14 protein-coding genes are annotated in these 13,687 nt (G+C 68.4%); 9 read left to right on the forward strand and 5 right to left on the reverse strand.

Annotated features, from left to right (window positions below; genetic code table 11):
* Positions 1–139: 139 nt before the first annotated feature.
* Positions 140–1,744 carry a DEAD/DEAH box helicase gene (locus BS329_RS23195; RefSeq protein ID WP_076163454.1) on the reverse strand — a complete coding sequence of 535 codons (1,605 nt, stop codon included), beginning with the start codon at positions 1,742–1,744 and terminating at the stop codon, positions 140–142.
* A 461-nt stretch (positions 1,745–2,205) separates the two neighbouring features.
* On the opposite strand from BS329_RS23195, the gene BS329_RS23200 reads away from it, so the two are divergent.
* From BS329_RS23200 to BS329_RS23210, 3 genes are all read left to right on the forward strand, one after another.
* Positions 2,206–2,859 carry a ferritin-like fold-containing protein gene (locus tag BS329_RS23200; protein WP_076163455.1) on the forward strand — a complete coding sequence of 218 codons (654 nt, stop codon included), beginning with the start codon at positions 2,206–2,208 and terminating at the stop codon, positions 2,857–2,859.
* 59 nt (positions 2,860–2,918) lie between these two features.
* On the forward strand, positions 2,919–3,149 hold the full coding sequence (locus BS329_RS23205; protein ID WP_076163324.1) for a DUF3107 domain-containing protein: 231 nt from the start codon (positions 2,919–2,921) through the stop codon (positions 3,147–3,149).
* Between the two features lie 114 nt (positions 3,150–3,263).
* Complete coding sequence (locus tag BS329_RS23210) at positions 3,264–4,544, forward strand: heparan-alpha-glucosaminide N-acetyltransferase domain-containing protein (RefSeq protein WP_076163325.1); 1,281 nt, start codon at positions 3,264–3,266, stop codon at positions 4,542–4,544.
* Between the two features lie 74 nt (positions 4,545–4,618).
* Here BS329_RS23210 and BS329_RS23215 read toward each other — a convergent pair whose 3' ends face one another.
* The gene (locus tag BS329_RS23215; protein WP_076163326.1) at positions 4,619–4,945 is read right to left on the reverse strand and encodes a DUF4873 domain-containing protein; all 327 of its coding nucleotides are present in this window, start codon (positions 4,943–4,945) and stop codon (positions 4,619–4,621) included.
* The gene (locus BS329_RS23220) at positions 4,942–5,709 is read right to left on the reverse strand and encodes a TetR/AcrR family transcriptional regulator (protein WP_076163327.1); all 768 of its coding nucleotides are present in this window, start codon (positions 5,707–5,709) and stop codon (positions 4,942–4,944) included. Before BS329_RS23220 ends, BS329_RS23215 begins: the two co-directional genes overlap by 4 nt.
* A gap of 50 nt (positions 5,710–5,759) precedes the next feature.
* Here BS329_RS23220 and BS329_RS23225 point away from each other — a divergent pair, with 50 nt between their 5' ends.
* Positions 5,760–6,668 (forward strand): AurF N-oxygenase family protein, encoded by a 909-nt coding sequence (locus BS329_RS23225; RefSeq protein ID WP_076163328.1) that lies wholly within the window; start codon positions 5,760–5,762, stop codon positions 6,666–6,668.
* The gene (locus BS329_RS23230) at positions 6,665–7,591 is read left to right on the forward strand and encodes an alpha/beta fold hydrolase (protein ID WP_076163329.1); all 927 of its coding nucleotides are present in this window, start codon (positions 6,665–6,667) and stop codon (positions 7,589–7,591) included. Before BS329_RS23225 ends, BS329_RS23230 begins: the two co-directional genes overlap by 4 nt.
* Before the next feature lie 176 nt (positions 7,592–7,767).
* Here the strand turns inward: BS329_RS23230 and BS329_RS23235 are convergent, their stop codons facing one another.
* Positions 7,768–8,304, reverse strand: a complete 537-nt coding sequence (locus BS329_RS23235; RefSeq protein ID WP_076163330.1) for a carboxymuconolactone decarboxylase family protein — start codon at positions 8,302–8,304, stop codon at positions 7,768–7,770.
* Positions 8,305–8,464: 160 nt separating this feature from the next.
* Positions 8,465–9,088 carry a TetR/AcrR family transcriptional regulator gene (locus BS329_RS23240; protein ID WP_076163331.1) on the reverse strand — a complete coding sequence of 208 codons (624 nt, stop codon included), beginning with the start codon at positions 9,086–9,088 and terminating at the stop codon, positions 8,465–8,467.
* Positions 9,089–9,332: 244 nt separating this feature from the next.
* Between BS329_RS23240 and BS329_RS23245 the strand changes: the two genes are divergently transcribed.
* The 4 genes from BS329_RS23245 (at position 9,333) to BS329_RS23260 (ending at position 13,684) form a co-directional block, all read left to right on the forward strand.
* Entirely contained in the window at positions 9,333–10,190 is an 858-nt protein-coding gene (locus tag BS329_RS23245) for an alpha/beta fold hydrolase (protein ID WP_076163332.1), read from the forward strand.
* Positions 10,191–10,271: 81 nt separating this feature from the next.
* Positions 10,272–11,438 (forward strand): DUF3152 domain-containing protein, encoded by a 1,167-nt coding sequence (locus tag BS329_RS23250; protein ID WP_076163333.1) that lies wholly within the window; start codon positions 10,272–10,274, stop codon positions 11,436–11,438.
* A gap of 118 nt (positions 11,439–11,556) precedes the next feature.
* Positions 11,557–12,735, forward strand: a complete 1,179-nt coding sequence (gene moeZ / locus BS329_RS23255; protein WP_076163456.1) for an adenylyltransferase/sulfurtransferase MoeZ — start codon at positions 11,557–11,559, stop codon at positions 12,733–12,735.
* Between the two features lie 151 nt (positions 12,736–12,886).
* Entirely contained in the window at positions 12,887–13,684 is a 798-nt protein-coding gene (locus BS329_RS23260; protein WP_076163334.1) for a TIGR02569 family protein, read from the forward strand.
* Positions 13,685–13,687: the final 3 nt, after the last annotated feature.

Below are 13,687 nucleotides of genomic sequence, written 5' to 3' on the forward strand. Positions count from 1 at the left end.
GGCGCTGGACGGCACACGCGTCACGGTGTGCGAGCCAGGCGCCCTGCCGTCGAGTTCGCGGAGCCTCCGGCCGGGCGGGTTCACGCTTGTAGCTGGTTCCGCAGTGAGCCCTTCAGCTCCGCCAACCGGTCTGAAAAGCTCAGTCTGCCGACGCAGGTGTATCAGAAGTCGCCGAGGGACGGCGACGGCGGCGTCGGCGAGCCGGACGCTCGGCGCTGTCGCCTGCCTCCTTCTCGACCGCGGGGCCACTGACTTCCGGGCTCGGCTTCGCGGCGCCACGGCTGCGGCGGCGCGTGCGAGTGCGGCCTTCCGAAGCACCTTCGCTCTGGCCTTCGGCGCTGTCGCCGGAAGCGTCCGCGGCGGCGTCGGCGGCCTCGATCTTGGCGGCCGCGTCGGCACCGCCGCGAGTCCGCTTGCGCGGCGTGCGGTTGCGCTTGCGGGGCGCCTCTTCGTCCTTGTCCTTCGCCACACCCTGGCCGCGGCCCCGGCGCTTACCGCCCAGGTCTTCCTCGACCTCGGCCGAGAGGCCGGCGCGGGTCCGCTTCGACAGCGGGAGACGGCCGGTGGTGCCCTCGGGGATGCCGAGGTCGCTGAACAGGTGCTTGGACGACGAGTACGTCTCGGCGGGCTCGGGCATGTCGAGCCCGAGGATGTCCGAGATCATCTTCCAGCGCGGCTCCTCGTCCCAGTCGACGAGCGTGATCGCGACACCGGTGCGCCCGGCGCGGCCGGTGCGGCCGATCCGGTGAACGTAGGTCTTCTCGTCCTCCGGCGTCTGGTAGTTGATCACGTGCGTGACATCGTCGATGTCGATGCCGCGGGCTGCGACGTCGGTGGCGACCAGCACGTCGACCTTGCCGGCGCGGAACGCGCGCAGTGCCTGCTCGCGGGCGCCCTGGCCGAGGTCACCGTGCACGGCGGCGGCCGCGAAGCCACGCTCGACGAGTTCGTCGGCGACCTTCTGCGCGGTGCGCTTGGTGCGGGTGAAGATCATCGTCAGGCCGCGGCCCTCGGCCTGGAGCGCGCGGGCGATCAGCTCGGGCTTGTCCATCGAGTGCGCCCGGTAGACGAACTGGGTGGTGCGCTCGTGAATGGCGCCGGCGTCGTTCTCCTCGGCGCGGATGTGCGTCGGCTGGGTCAGGAACGTGCGGGCCAGCGTGATGATCGGGCCCGGCATGGTCGCCGAGAACAGCATCGTCTGCCGCTTGTCCGGGACCATCCGCAGGATGCGCTCGATGTCGGGCAGGAAGCCGAGGTCGAGCATCTCGTCGGCCTCGTCCAGCACCAGACCGCGGACCTTGCCCAGCACCAGGTGCTTCTGCTCGGCCAGGTCCAGCAGGCGGCCGGGCGTGCCGATGACGACGTCGACGCCGCTGCGAAGCGCCGCGATCTGCGGCTCGTACGGACGGCCACCGTAGATGGCCAGTGTGCGGATGCCGAGGTGCTTGCCCGCGCCCTTGAGGTCGTTCGCGACCTGGATGCACAGCTCGCGGGTCGGCACGACCACCAGCACCTGCGGGGTGCCGTCGCCGGGGACCTCGACGCGGTGCAGCAGCGGGACGCCGAAGCCCAGAGTCTTGCCCATACCGGTGCGGGCCTGGCCGATGAGGTCGTCGCCGGCCATGGCCAGCGGCAGGGTCAGGGCCTGGATGGCGAAGGTGCGCTCGATCCCGGCCTCGCTCAGAGCCTTCACGATCTCCGGCTTGACGCCGAAGGACGCGAAGGAGGGAGATTCGGCTTCCACCGGTGCGCCCGCCTGGAGCGGGTGCGACACGTCGAGTGCCGCCGGGCCAGTCTCGCTGTGTTCCAGCGCGACGGCCTCCGGGACGCCGGTGATGACGTTCTCTTCGGTTGTGGTTTCGTTCGTGGTCAGGGTGCTCGCCTCTCTCGTGACCAGCGCGCACTGCCCTGGTCACCGATCGACACTCGACCACGAAAATTCGCTCGGGCTCCGCGCTACTGGCGCTGAAGCGGCCCTTCGTGGGAATGCCGCAGGATGGCGTGCACGCACATCATTCTTGCGCTGATCAGGGCCGCACCGGCTGTCCTTCAGCCGCAGCAGCGTCCCGATCCGGGACGGATGATCCGTCGTATCCGTCGGTGAGTCTACCTGATCTGCGGTTTTTCGATAGTCCCCGCCGTGTCGGGAGGTGGGGAGGGTCTCTTTACGGCCCCGAAGGTGTGTTCGGCGATACCCTTTCCGCCGTGACGGAGGCAAAGCAGATCAGTGAAGGCGTAGTCGATTTGCTCGGCGTACTCGCCTATGGGGAATTGTCCGCATTCGATCGCATGGCCGAGGACGCGCGCACCGCGCCGACGTTGTCCGGCCGGGCCGCGCTGGCGTCCATGGCGGCCGCCGAGATCGGGCACTACGACCTGCTCGCCAAGCACCTCGCGGGGCATGGCGTCGCGATCGAGGACGCGATGCGGCCGTTCGTCGGGCACATCGACGCTTGGCACGCCTCCACGAAGCCGCGTTCCTGGCTGGAGTCGCTGGTAAAGGCCTACGTCGGTGACGGGCTCGCGGCGGATCTCTACCGCGAGATGGCCAGCTGGCTCGACCCCGAAACCAAGGACCTGGTGCTCACCGTGCTCGCCGACACCGGGCATTCCGCGTTCGCCGAACGCGAAGTCGCGGCCGGGATCGAGGCCGACCCGAAGGCGCGGGACAAACTCGCGCTGTGGGGCCGTCGTCTGCTGGGTGAGGCGTTGACGCAGGCCCAGTACGTCGTCGCCGAGCGGGACGGGCTCGCCGAACTGATCGTCGAAGGCTCGGGCGACCTTTCGGGAATCGCCGCGCTGTTCCGCCGGTTGCAGCAGGGACACACCAAACGCATGCAGGTGCTGGGGCTCGGCTGACGTCTCTTCGGCTAGCCTTGGCGGGCCAGTAATTTCGAACTTTCAAGCGGAGGTCCCACGTGGAGGTCAAGATCGGCATCAAGGACACGCCGCGGGAGCTCGTGGTGTCCAGCAACCAGTCGCCCGACGAGGTCGAGGAACTGGTCGCGAACGCCTTGAGGGCCGGCGACGGGATCTTCCGCCTCGACGACGAAAAGGGCCGTAAGTACATCGTGCCCACCGACCGGATCGCCTACGTCGAGATCGCGCCGTCAGACGTTCGCAAGGTCGGCTTCGCTGTTGGTGGTTAACCCGATCGGGTTGTAGTCGGATGTCACAGTGGCGTCACCGCCGCGTCTCAGCCAGCTCTCAGATTTGATCGTCACGCTAGGGCGGGGACGGCAGGGGGCTAGCCGAGAAATGAGGTGGACGGCGTCACTGTGATGGACCGCGCGCTGGTCGACGGCGTGCGTACAGTTCCCGAACAAGGCAGACGGGTCGCCGGGCGGCTGACCGGCATCGACGTCGCCCGCGGCCTGGCCGTCCTCGGCATGTATGCGGTGCATGTCGGCCCCGATCCCGTCAAAGGCGGCGCCGGGGTGCTGTTCAAACCGTTCGAAGGCCACTCCGCGGCGCTGTTCGCGGTGCTGGCGGGTGTCTCGATCGCGCTGATGTCCGGCGGTCGCCGTCCGAAACTGGGCCGCGACAGGACCCGCGTGGCGCTCAAGCTGGCGACCCGCGCGCCACTCTTGGTGGCGCTGGGACTATGGCTGACCAGCCTCGAGACCGGCTACATGGTGATCCTGGCCTACTACGGGGCCTGTTTCCTCTTCGCGATCCCATGGCTGCGCGCGAGCGCGAAGGCGCTGGCGATCGCCGCGGTCGTCGTCGCCGTGGCAGGCCCGCTGTCCTCGCATCTGATCAGGGCTCAGCTACTGCCCCGCGACCTGCTGTTCTTCGCACCGGACCTGACCGCGGACGACGTCACGTCGACAGGGCTGCTGAAGGCAGCGACCGTGCTCGTCCTGACCGGCACCTTCCCCGCGTTGACGCTGATGGCGTACGTGTTCGCCGGGATGTCCCTCGGCCGGATGGACCTGACCTCGCGCAGCGTGTGCCGCCGCCTGTTCTTCGGCGGATCGGCGCTCGCGGTGGGCGGGTATGTGGTGTCCTGGATCGCGACCGGGCCGCTCGGCGGTATGCAGGCCGTGTACCGCTCACTGGAACCGGCCGCCGCGCAGGCGGGGATGACGCCGCCGGAGTTCTTCCGGCTCCACCAGACCTGGATCCACGGCACGCCGCCGACCACTAGCTGGGCCTGGGAACTGCTGCCGACCGGAACCTCGTACACGCCGTTCGACCTGCTGATCTCGATCGGGATCGCGGCGGCGGTGATCGGTGGTTGCCAGCTGGTGATGCCGAAGTTCGAGCGCGTGCTGCGGCCGCTTTCGGATCTGGGCGGGCGGGTGCTGAGCGCGTACGTGCTGCATTTCGTGGCGATCGCGCTGTTGTGGGACGAGAGTGACGGCGATTCGATCTTCAGCGTGCCGCACTTCGTCGAGTTCTCGGCGGTCGCGCTGACCGCCGCGGTGCTGTGGCGGAAGTTCGTCGGGCGCGGGCCGCTGGAATGGGCGATGAACAAGCTGTCGAGCTGGCCGAAGTATCTGGGGCCACGCACTCGGGTGCCCGCTCAGCGGCAGGGTTGACCGGTCGCCTGATGTCGGTGAAGGCCCTCCTCGAGGGACTCCGGGTCCCTTAAGGAGGCCTTCACGGACTCGAGTCAGGCGTTGAGTTCGTTCAGTTCTTCGAGGCTGGTGGGCACGTGGAAGGGCGGCGTGCTGGTGCCCATGACGCGGTAGCGGTCCCACGGGTCCGGGTCGGACAGCTCACCCTTCGCGCTGTACTCGCCCGCGCGGATCTCGACGGCGGTCTTCTTGCCACCGGCGGCCGCGGACACCTGCTCGCTGGTGGCCACGCGGCCGTACCAGCGGTAATAACCGTCGATCGGCTGGAAGTAACCCCGTAGTTCGACGGTCGCCGCGATCTCGGTCCCGTCGATCACGAGGACCGCTTCGCCGGAGTAACCGTCTTCGTCGTGCTCGCTCACTGTGCCTCCACGTCTTGGCGCATCTGGACGACCTTGTTCTCTTCGAGCGGCAGGTTCGGGTCGATGACGATGCCCTGCTGCCGGGAGAGGCCGTCGATCGCGGCCCAGATGATCTGCGTCAGGTATTCGACGACGCTGTCGCGGCCCATCGAGCGCCGGTCCAGCCACCATTCGCCGGTGCTCTGCACCATGCCGACGATGCCGTGCGCCCACGGTTCGGCGGCGCCGGAGTCCATGTTGAACATCCGCATGTAGTCGCCGAGCAGCGCGGTCAGCGCGGTGGCGATCAGTTCCTTGTCCTCGGCGACGACGTCCGACTTGACGAGCACCTTCTCTTGCAGGCCGCCGCGCGCGAGCAGGCGGTAGAGATTGGGGTGCTCCTCGATGACGCTGAAGAACGCGTCGAGCGCCATCCGGATCCGGGGGACCGGGGCCAGTTCGGAGTTGATGGCCGGGATCAGTCGCTGGAAGAGGATCTCGGTGCCGCGCTGTCCGAGCGCGACGTACAGATCGGCCTTGTCGTCGAAGTGCCTGTACAGCACGGGCTTCGTGACGCCCGCTTCGGCGGCGACGTCTTCCATGCCGAGGTCTGGTCCGTGGGCGTCGAGCGCGCGGAGGGCGGCCTCGACGAACTCCGCGCGGCGCGCGATCCGGTGCTTGCGCCAGCGGTCGCGACGGGCGTCACCCGTGTCGGCTTCACCCGCGGTGGGGTGCTTGCCAGACTGCTTGCTGTTGCGCTTGACACGTTCGATCACCCAAGCCATGCTACCAGAGGTAACTGTTACCGCGAGTTACAGATAGGGGCGTGTCGGCAATGACGCGGGCGCTGAAGGAAACAGACCGGGAGAAGACGGCCGAGCGGCTGCTCAAGTCCTCCGCAAACAAGTTCTACGACCCCGACGTCGACATCGACTGGAACGCTCCGCTGGTGGACGGGAAGCGCTTCATCCCGGCACACCGTTCCTCGCTCTACGGCACCGAGCTGTGGGACTCGCTGTCCGAAGAGCAGCGCATCGAACTCGGCAAGCACGAGGTCGCGAGTGTGGCCACGACCGGGCTGTGGTTCGAAATCCTCCTGATGCAGATGCTGCTCAAGGAGGTCTACGACGAAGACCCCACCAGTTCGCACGCGCAGTACGCGCTGACCGAGATCGCGGACGAATGCCGTCATTCGACGATGTTCGCGCGGATGGCGTCGCGAATCGGCTGTCCGAACTACGGGCCGGTGCCGTGGCTGCGGCGCCTCGCGAAACTGATGCCGTCGATCAGCTACGGGCCCGCGCGCTACGGCGCGATCCTCGTCGCCGAAGAGGTCCTCGACCGGCTTCAGCGCGAGCAGATGAACGACCCGGACATTCAGCCGCTGGTGCGCATGGTCAACCGCATCCACGTGCTCGAGGAAGCCCGTCACGTCACCTTCGCCCGCGAAGAGGTCACTCGCGGGATGGCGAAGCTGTCGAAGAAGGAAATCGTCTACCAGCAGTTCATCATCGCGCTGATCTCGTATTTCGTGACACGGGCGTTCATCAACCCGCATGTCTACAAGGCCGTCGGCATCCGTCCGCGTGACGGCGTCGAAGCCGCGATGAACAACCCGAACTGGCAGGAGAGCGTGCGCTGGGCCGGCGAGAAGATCATGCCGTTCCTCCAGGAGTCCGGTCTGGTCGGGAAGCCGGGAATGTATTTCTGGCGCAAGTCCTTCCTGCTGCCGGGGAAGCGATGAGGGGCGTCAAACAGCGCGGCACCGTGTCCTGGGACCCGTCCGGGGAACACCGGTTCGTGACCGGTGACGGCACCGCACTGCACGTCGAGATGAGTGGTCCCGCCGACTCCGAACTCACGCTGGTCTTGGTGCACGGCTGGACGCAGGACCACCGGACCTGGGACAGCGTGGTGGCCCGGCTCGGCGACTCCGTCCGGATCCTGCGCTACGACCTGCGCGGGCACGGTGGTTCCGCGCCGGCGAAACCGGGCACGGCCACGATCCCGACACTGGCGAACGACCTGGCCGAGCTGCTCGAAGACCGCGTCCCGAACGGGCCGATCGTGCTCGCGGGACATTCCATGGGCGGCATGACGATCATGGAACTGTCCCGTAGCCACCCCGACCTCGTGGCCCGGCGCGTCGCCGGTGTCGCCTTCGTCGCCACGTCGTCCGGTGAGATGGACCGGATCACCCTCGGCCTGCCGGGGATCGCGGGCAGCGGCGCGGCAAGGTTCGAACGGCGCCTCGCGAAGCTGCTCGCGAAACAGCGCCGGGACGCCTTGCCGCTGCCGCTGTCGGTGGTGCGCCCCGGCGCGCGGCTGCTCGTCTTCGGGCGGCGGCCGCGGCGGGCGGACGTGGACTCGGTGGCGGAACAGCTGCTGTGCGCGCATCCGGCGAGTGTCGCCGGATTCCAGGACGCGATCTCGCGGCACGACTGCCGGGTCACGCTGGCCGCGCTGCTGGGGAAGCCGGTGGTCGTGCTGTCGGGGGAGCAGGACCGGCTCTGCCCGACCACCCACGCCAAGGTCATCGCGGATGCGTTGCCGGACGCCGAATTCGTGCGGTACCCGGGTGCCGGGCACATGCTTCCACAGGAACGCTCTGAGGAGGTTTCGGACCGCATCGCGGCACTGGTGCGGTGTTCGTCTGTCGCGCGCTGACGGAAACCTTTCGCAGGGCGCAGACCGCGTGAGACTCGCGTTTTCGTGGAAGGCGTCCCGCGAAAGGTTTCCGTGGGCCTCCGGCCCAATAGAGGGCGCGCGACGGTGAAGTCTCCGTCGGGCGCGGGGCGCCCTTGGGGAGAACGTTCGGTCGCGCGCCAGCCGGTCGCGTGGTTTCAGAGGCGTGTGTAGCCGCTTGCCAAGAGGCGGGCACCCGCGCCCTGGTAGGAGTCCTGGTCGTCCGAGGCGATGGTCCCCAGCCCGTCGACGTACCGGTTGAACATGCAGAAAGCGGCCGCGATCAGCACCGTGTCGTGGATTTCGAGATCCGTCGCGTCCTGCGCGCGGGCGGCGGCGATCAGGTCCTCATCCACGGATTTCCCGCCTTCGCGGACGGCGAGCGCGATGTGCAGGAGCGCCTTGACCTTCGCCGAGACGGGCGCACCGTCGATGTCCTCCCAGGCCGCTTCGACGACCGGCATACCGCCTTCGAGCGCTTCGGCGGCGACGGCGGCGTGACTGCGTGAGCAGTACGTGCAGTCGTTACCGCGCGAGACGACAGCGCCGATCAGCTCACGTTCGCCGACGCTGAGGCTGCTCGGCCCGCGAAGCAGGACTTCGGCGAGTTGTCCGAGCGGCGCCGCCGTCTCCGGCCGGTAGGCGAACAGGCCTCTGATACCGGGCAGGTTTTCGTCAAGCGCGATGTGCGGCATGGGGACTCCTCGCGGATCGGCAACGCGGTCACTCGAGTCATAGCCGAACCCCGGCCCGCCGCGGTGCCGCTGGATGGTGGAAAGCGCCCCCGCGCGATTCGTCCTCTAGTTGCGATCCTTGCGCGCGCAACTACCGCAACTAGAGGACGAAACGCGGGGGTCAGTGCTGGAGCGGGAAGCCACCGCCGATGCCTCGCCAGGCGAGGTTGGCGGTGAGGGCGACGGCTTCTTCCTTGCTCATCGACTTGTGGTGCGCCAGCCAGAACCGGGCGCTGACCTGCGAGAGTCCCACGAGGCCGACGGCGAGCAGCCGTGCTTTGTCCTCGTCGAGGCCCGCGTCGGCGGTGATGGTGTCGGTGATCGCGTCGACGCTGGCCGACGTCGCCCGGTCCACGGCCTCCTGCACGGCGGGCTCGCCGCGCAGGTCGGACTCGAAGACCATGCGGAACGCGCCGGCGTCGTTGTCGACGAAGTCGAAGAACGCGCCGACGGTCGCCGGAACACGCTGCTTGTTGTCCGTCGTGGAGTCGAGCGCGTCCTTGACCCGCCGCACCAGTTCGTCGACGTGGCTCTCCAGCAGCGCGATGTAGAGGTCGAGCTTGCCGGGGAAGTGCTGATAGAGGACAGGCTTGCTGACCCCGGCCTCTTCGGCGATCTCGTCCATCGCGGCGGCGTGGTATCCGTTCGCGGCGAACACCCGCTGCGCGGCGGCCAGTAGCTGGGCGCGCCGTTCCGTTCTGGGCAGGCGGACGCCTCGGGCTTGCAATCGCGCCATTTCGGTCATCGTTCCTCCAGTCGAGCGGGGCTCCGCCGGGCGGGGTCGCCGCCGCGTGAAGTGAACTCGAGATTACTCGCCGGTACGGCCGAACCGCCAAGGGTCGGGCATCCTTGATGCTGTGTCTTCTCCAGTTTCCCGTGCCGCCGGGGGCCGCTCGCCGCTGACCCACGTACCGCTGTCGCGCAGGTCATTGCCGTCGCTGGAGCCAGCGCCGCCGCCGTGGCCCGGGGAAACACTAGGTGTCGGCGGGGTGAAATTGCACATCCGCCGGACGCCGGGTGGTCCCGAAACGGCGGTCTACGTCCACGGACTCGGCGGTTCGTCCACGAATTGGACCGACCTCGCCGCGCTCCTGGCACCTCAGGCCGGGGGCACTTCGGTCGATTTGCCGGGTTTCGGCTATTCGGAGCCGCCGGACGGTTTCAGCTTCAGTCTCGACGCGCACGCCGAGATCGTCGCGAGCCACATCGAGGGCCTCGACGCCGGGCCGGTGCACCTGCTCGGCAACTCGATGGGCGGCGCGGTCGCACTGCTCGTCGCGGCCCGCCGTCCGGAGCTGGTGAAGACGCTGACGCTGATCTCGCCCGCGATGCCGGATCTCCGGCCCAGCATGAGCAGGCTGTCCGATCCGCGGATGGCGTTCGCGTATCTGCCGCTGATCGGCCCGCGGGTGCGCCGTCAGCTGGCCTCGCTCGACCCGCGCGAACGCGCCATGCAGGTCATCAACCTGTGCTTCGCCGACCCGGGCCGCTTCGCCGAGAGCAGATTGAGCGAGCTGGAAGAGGAGCACAGCGCCCGTGCCGGCTTCGCCTGGGCGGCCCCCGCGCTGGCCCGCAGCACGTTCGGCATCTTCCGGACGTGGTCCGCACGCGGACCCGCGTCGCTGTGGGCCGTCGCGCCGACGGTCGCCACGCCGACGCTCGTCGTGTGGGGGCAGCACGACCGGGTGATCTCCGTCCGGCGCGCCGAGCGCACCGCTCGGCTACTTCCGCACGCCCGGTTGCTGGTTCTGCCCCGAACGGGCCATGTGGCGCAGATGGAACGCCCGAATATCGTGGCGAAGGCCGTTTTGGGGATGTGGGAATCGGTCGAATCGGGCACCTGGTAACCCCTTCGGGCGGGTGGAACGCCCCGCGCGTCGCGGCGGTCGCTCACAACATCACAGTTCGGTTATGGCACCCTGGTTCCCGTGGATCGGGTGAAGCAAGGCGCGCAGGGCGAAGGTCGGCGGTCTCAGTACTCCGCTTCCGCCCGTCGTTCGCCGCGCGCCCAGTCCCGGGCCTCCGATGCTCCGCGCACCGGCCAGTACCGGCCGTCGACACCGCCGTCGCAGCGGCTCGACGAAGATCGTTACCGCCCGGGCGGCCGCCGGACCAGCGCCCAGCCGCTCAGCGCGTCCTGGAAGCCGCACGAGCCCGGCGCCGCCAAGGGCGCCAAGCGCAAGGGCAAAGGCGGCATCGGCCACTTCGCCAAGACCTACGGCTGGCGCGTGTACGCGCTGCCGATCCTCGTGGTGATCACCGCGCTGGTCGTGTTCAACACCGCCACCGGTCCGGCCGAGCCGATCGACTCCGACGGGGCGAGCCTCACCACGGCCGACGGCTCCGCGGGCAACGGCGGCGAGCCGGGCGCGGGGGTCGACGGGGGCGGCGACGTCCTCCCGGAGAACCCGGCCAAACCGGTCGACCTCAAGATCCCGACCGCGGACCTGCCCAAGGGTGGTGACTTCACCCAGTCCGGCAAGGGCACCTATCACGTGGTGCCGGGCAAGGGCGAGAAGGTCGGCACAGGGCAGCTGTTCACCTACACGATCGAGGTCGAGGACGGTATCAATCCGGTCAGCTACCAGGGCGACGACAGCTTCGCCGCGATGGTGGAGGGCACCCTGTCCAATCCCAAGAGCTGGACGTGGGACGGCAAGAAGGCGCTCCAGCGCGTGGACGCGAGTTTCCCGGACCCCAGCTTCCGGGTGAGCCTCACCACACCGGACACGACGCATCGCGCGGACGTCTGCATGTTCCAGATCACCTACGAGACCTCGTGCTATCGCTCGAGCTTCGACAAGCGCGTGGTGATCAACCTCGCCCGCTGGGTGCGGGGGGCGATGGCCTTCGAGAGCGACATGACCGGATATCGCCAGTACGCCATCAATCACGAGGTCGGGCACGCCCTGGGCGGGAAACACGTGGGCTGCCAGGTCAACGGCGGGATCGCGCCGGTGATGATGCAGCAGACCTTCGGCGTCTCCAACGACTTCGTGGCGCAGCTGAACAATCTCCCCGGCGGTGACCGCGGCAGGGTGCCCGCGAACGGCTTCGTCTGCAAGCCGGGTTCCTGGCCGAACCAGACACCTTAGTCTTCGCCGTCTCACCTGCTGGAAATTCCCAGGATATGAAACAGGGGAAGTCGTTTCCGCCTGTCCGTGTTGTAGATACTGGGAGGCGACCCGCGATCCACGCGAGATGGAGGACCCGATGTCAGGCACGCTGCCGCCGCTAGTCGAGCCGGCCGCCGAGCTCACCAAGGAAGAGGTGGCCCGGTACAGCCGTCACCTGATCATCCCGGACGTCGGGGTGACCGGGCAGAAGCGGCTGAAGAACGCCAAGGTGCTGGTCATCGGTGCCGGCGGCCTCGGCAGCCCGGCGCTGCTGTACCTGGCCGCGGCCGGGGTCGGCACGCTCGGCATCGTCGACTTCGACGAGGTGGACGAATCGAACCTGCACCGCCAGGTCATCCACGGCCAGTCCGATATCGGCAAGCTCAAGGCCGCGTCGGCGCAGGAGACCATCGCCGAGATCAATCCCTTCGTGAAGGTGCACCTGCACACCGACCGGCTCGAGTCGTCCAACGCGCTGGAGCTGTTCGAGCAGTACGACCTGATCCTCGACGGCACCGACAACTTCGCGACGCGCTACCTGGTCAACGACGCCGCCGTGCTCACCGGCAAGCCCTACGTGTGGGGCTCGATCTACCGGTTCGAAGGCCAGGCGAGCGTGTTCTGGGAGGACGCGCCGAACGGCAAGGGCCTCAACTACCGCGACCTCTACCCCGAGCCGCCGCCGCCCGGCATGGTCCCGTCGTGCGCCGAGGGTGGCGTGCTGGGCGTGCTGTGCGCGTCGATCGGCTCGATCATGGTCAACGAGGCGATCAAGCTGATCACCGGCATCGGTGAGCCGCTGCTGGGCAGGCTCGTCAGCTACGACGCGCTCGAGATGAAGTACCGCGAGGTCAAGATCCGCAAGGATCCGGAGACCCCGCAGATCACCGAGCTCATCGACTACGAAGCGTTCTGCGGTGTCGTGTCCGACGAGGCCGCTTCGGCCGCTTCAGGGCACACGATCACTCCGGCGGAGCTCAAGGCCAAGTTCGACAACGGCGACAACTTCGCCCTCATCGACGTCCGCGAGCCGCACGAGTACGAGATCGTGAACATCAAGGGCGCGACGCTGATCCCGAAGGACAAGATTCTCTCGGGTGAGGCGCTGTCGGAACTGCCGCAGGACAAGCCGATCGTGCTGCACTGCAAGTCGGGCGCGCGTTCGGCGGAGGCGCTGGCCGCGCTGCACCAGGCCGGGTTCAAGGACGCGACCCACCTCGGTGGCGGCGTGCTGGCCTGGGCGCGGCAGATCGACCAAAGCCTGCCGACCTATTGACGGGTTCTTTCGCCTGAAGTCCGTGAAGGTCCCTTGAGGGACCAAGAGTCCCTCAAGGGAGCCTTCACGGACTTGGAGCACGCCTCGGTAGACCCACCCACCAGCGCGTCTTCTCGTTCATGGCGCGGAAGACGGGGTAACGTGCCGAGCCGTGCGTGCCACTCTGGAAAGTCCTCCGGCTCACGTCCGCGCGGCGTTCGGCGGACGTACCGGTGACGCGGAGCCGCTGCCCGGCACCACCGCCTGGCGCTACGGCGATCTCGTGCTGAAGCCGGTCGTGGACAAGTCCCGGACCCTGTGGACCGCCCGTGCGCTGGAAGCCGTGGACGAGCCGGGGTTGCGGGTCGCGAAGCCCGTCCGGTCCAGTGACGGCCGGTGGGTGCTCGGCGGCTGGTCGGCGAACCGGTTCGTGTCCGGGACGGCCGAGCATCGCTACGACGAGGTCGTGCACGCGGCGGTCAAACTGCACCGGACGACGGCGGGGTTGCCGCGGCCGGATTTCCCGGGACGGCGCACCGATATCGAGACCCTGGCCGACAAACTCGCGTGGGGCGAAGCGGACATGTCCCTCGACGAGAACAAGGGCGGCCGCTGGTTCGAGGTGCTGGCGGGTTCCCGGAGACCGGTCAACCTGCCGGACCAGGTCGTCCACGGGGAGCTGCTCGCCGGAGTGTTGTTCGACGGTGACGCGGCGCCCGGCATCGTCGATTTCGTGCCGTACTACCGGCCCGGTGAATGGGGCGCCGCGATCGTCGCGGTCGACGCGCTGGCCTGGGGCGGCGCCACCATCGATCTTCTCGAACGCTGGGCGCATCTACCGGAATGGCCCCAGCTTCTCCTGCGGGCCGTCCTGTTCCGGCTGGCCGCCAACGCCCTCGACCCGCGCTCGACGCGAGCGGCGCACGATGGGCTTCGTGCCGCCGCTCGCGACGTCAGCGCTGTGCTGTAAGGA

This window comes from Amycolatopsis coloradensis (assembly GCF_001953865.1).
Taxonomy (GTDB): domain Bacteria; phylum Actinomycetota; class Actinomycetes; order Mycobacteriales; family Pseudonocardiaceae; genus Amycolatopsis; species Amycolatopsis coloradensis.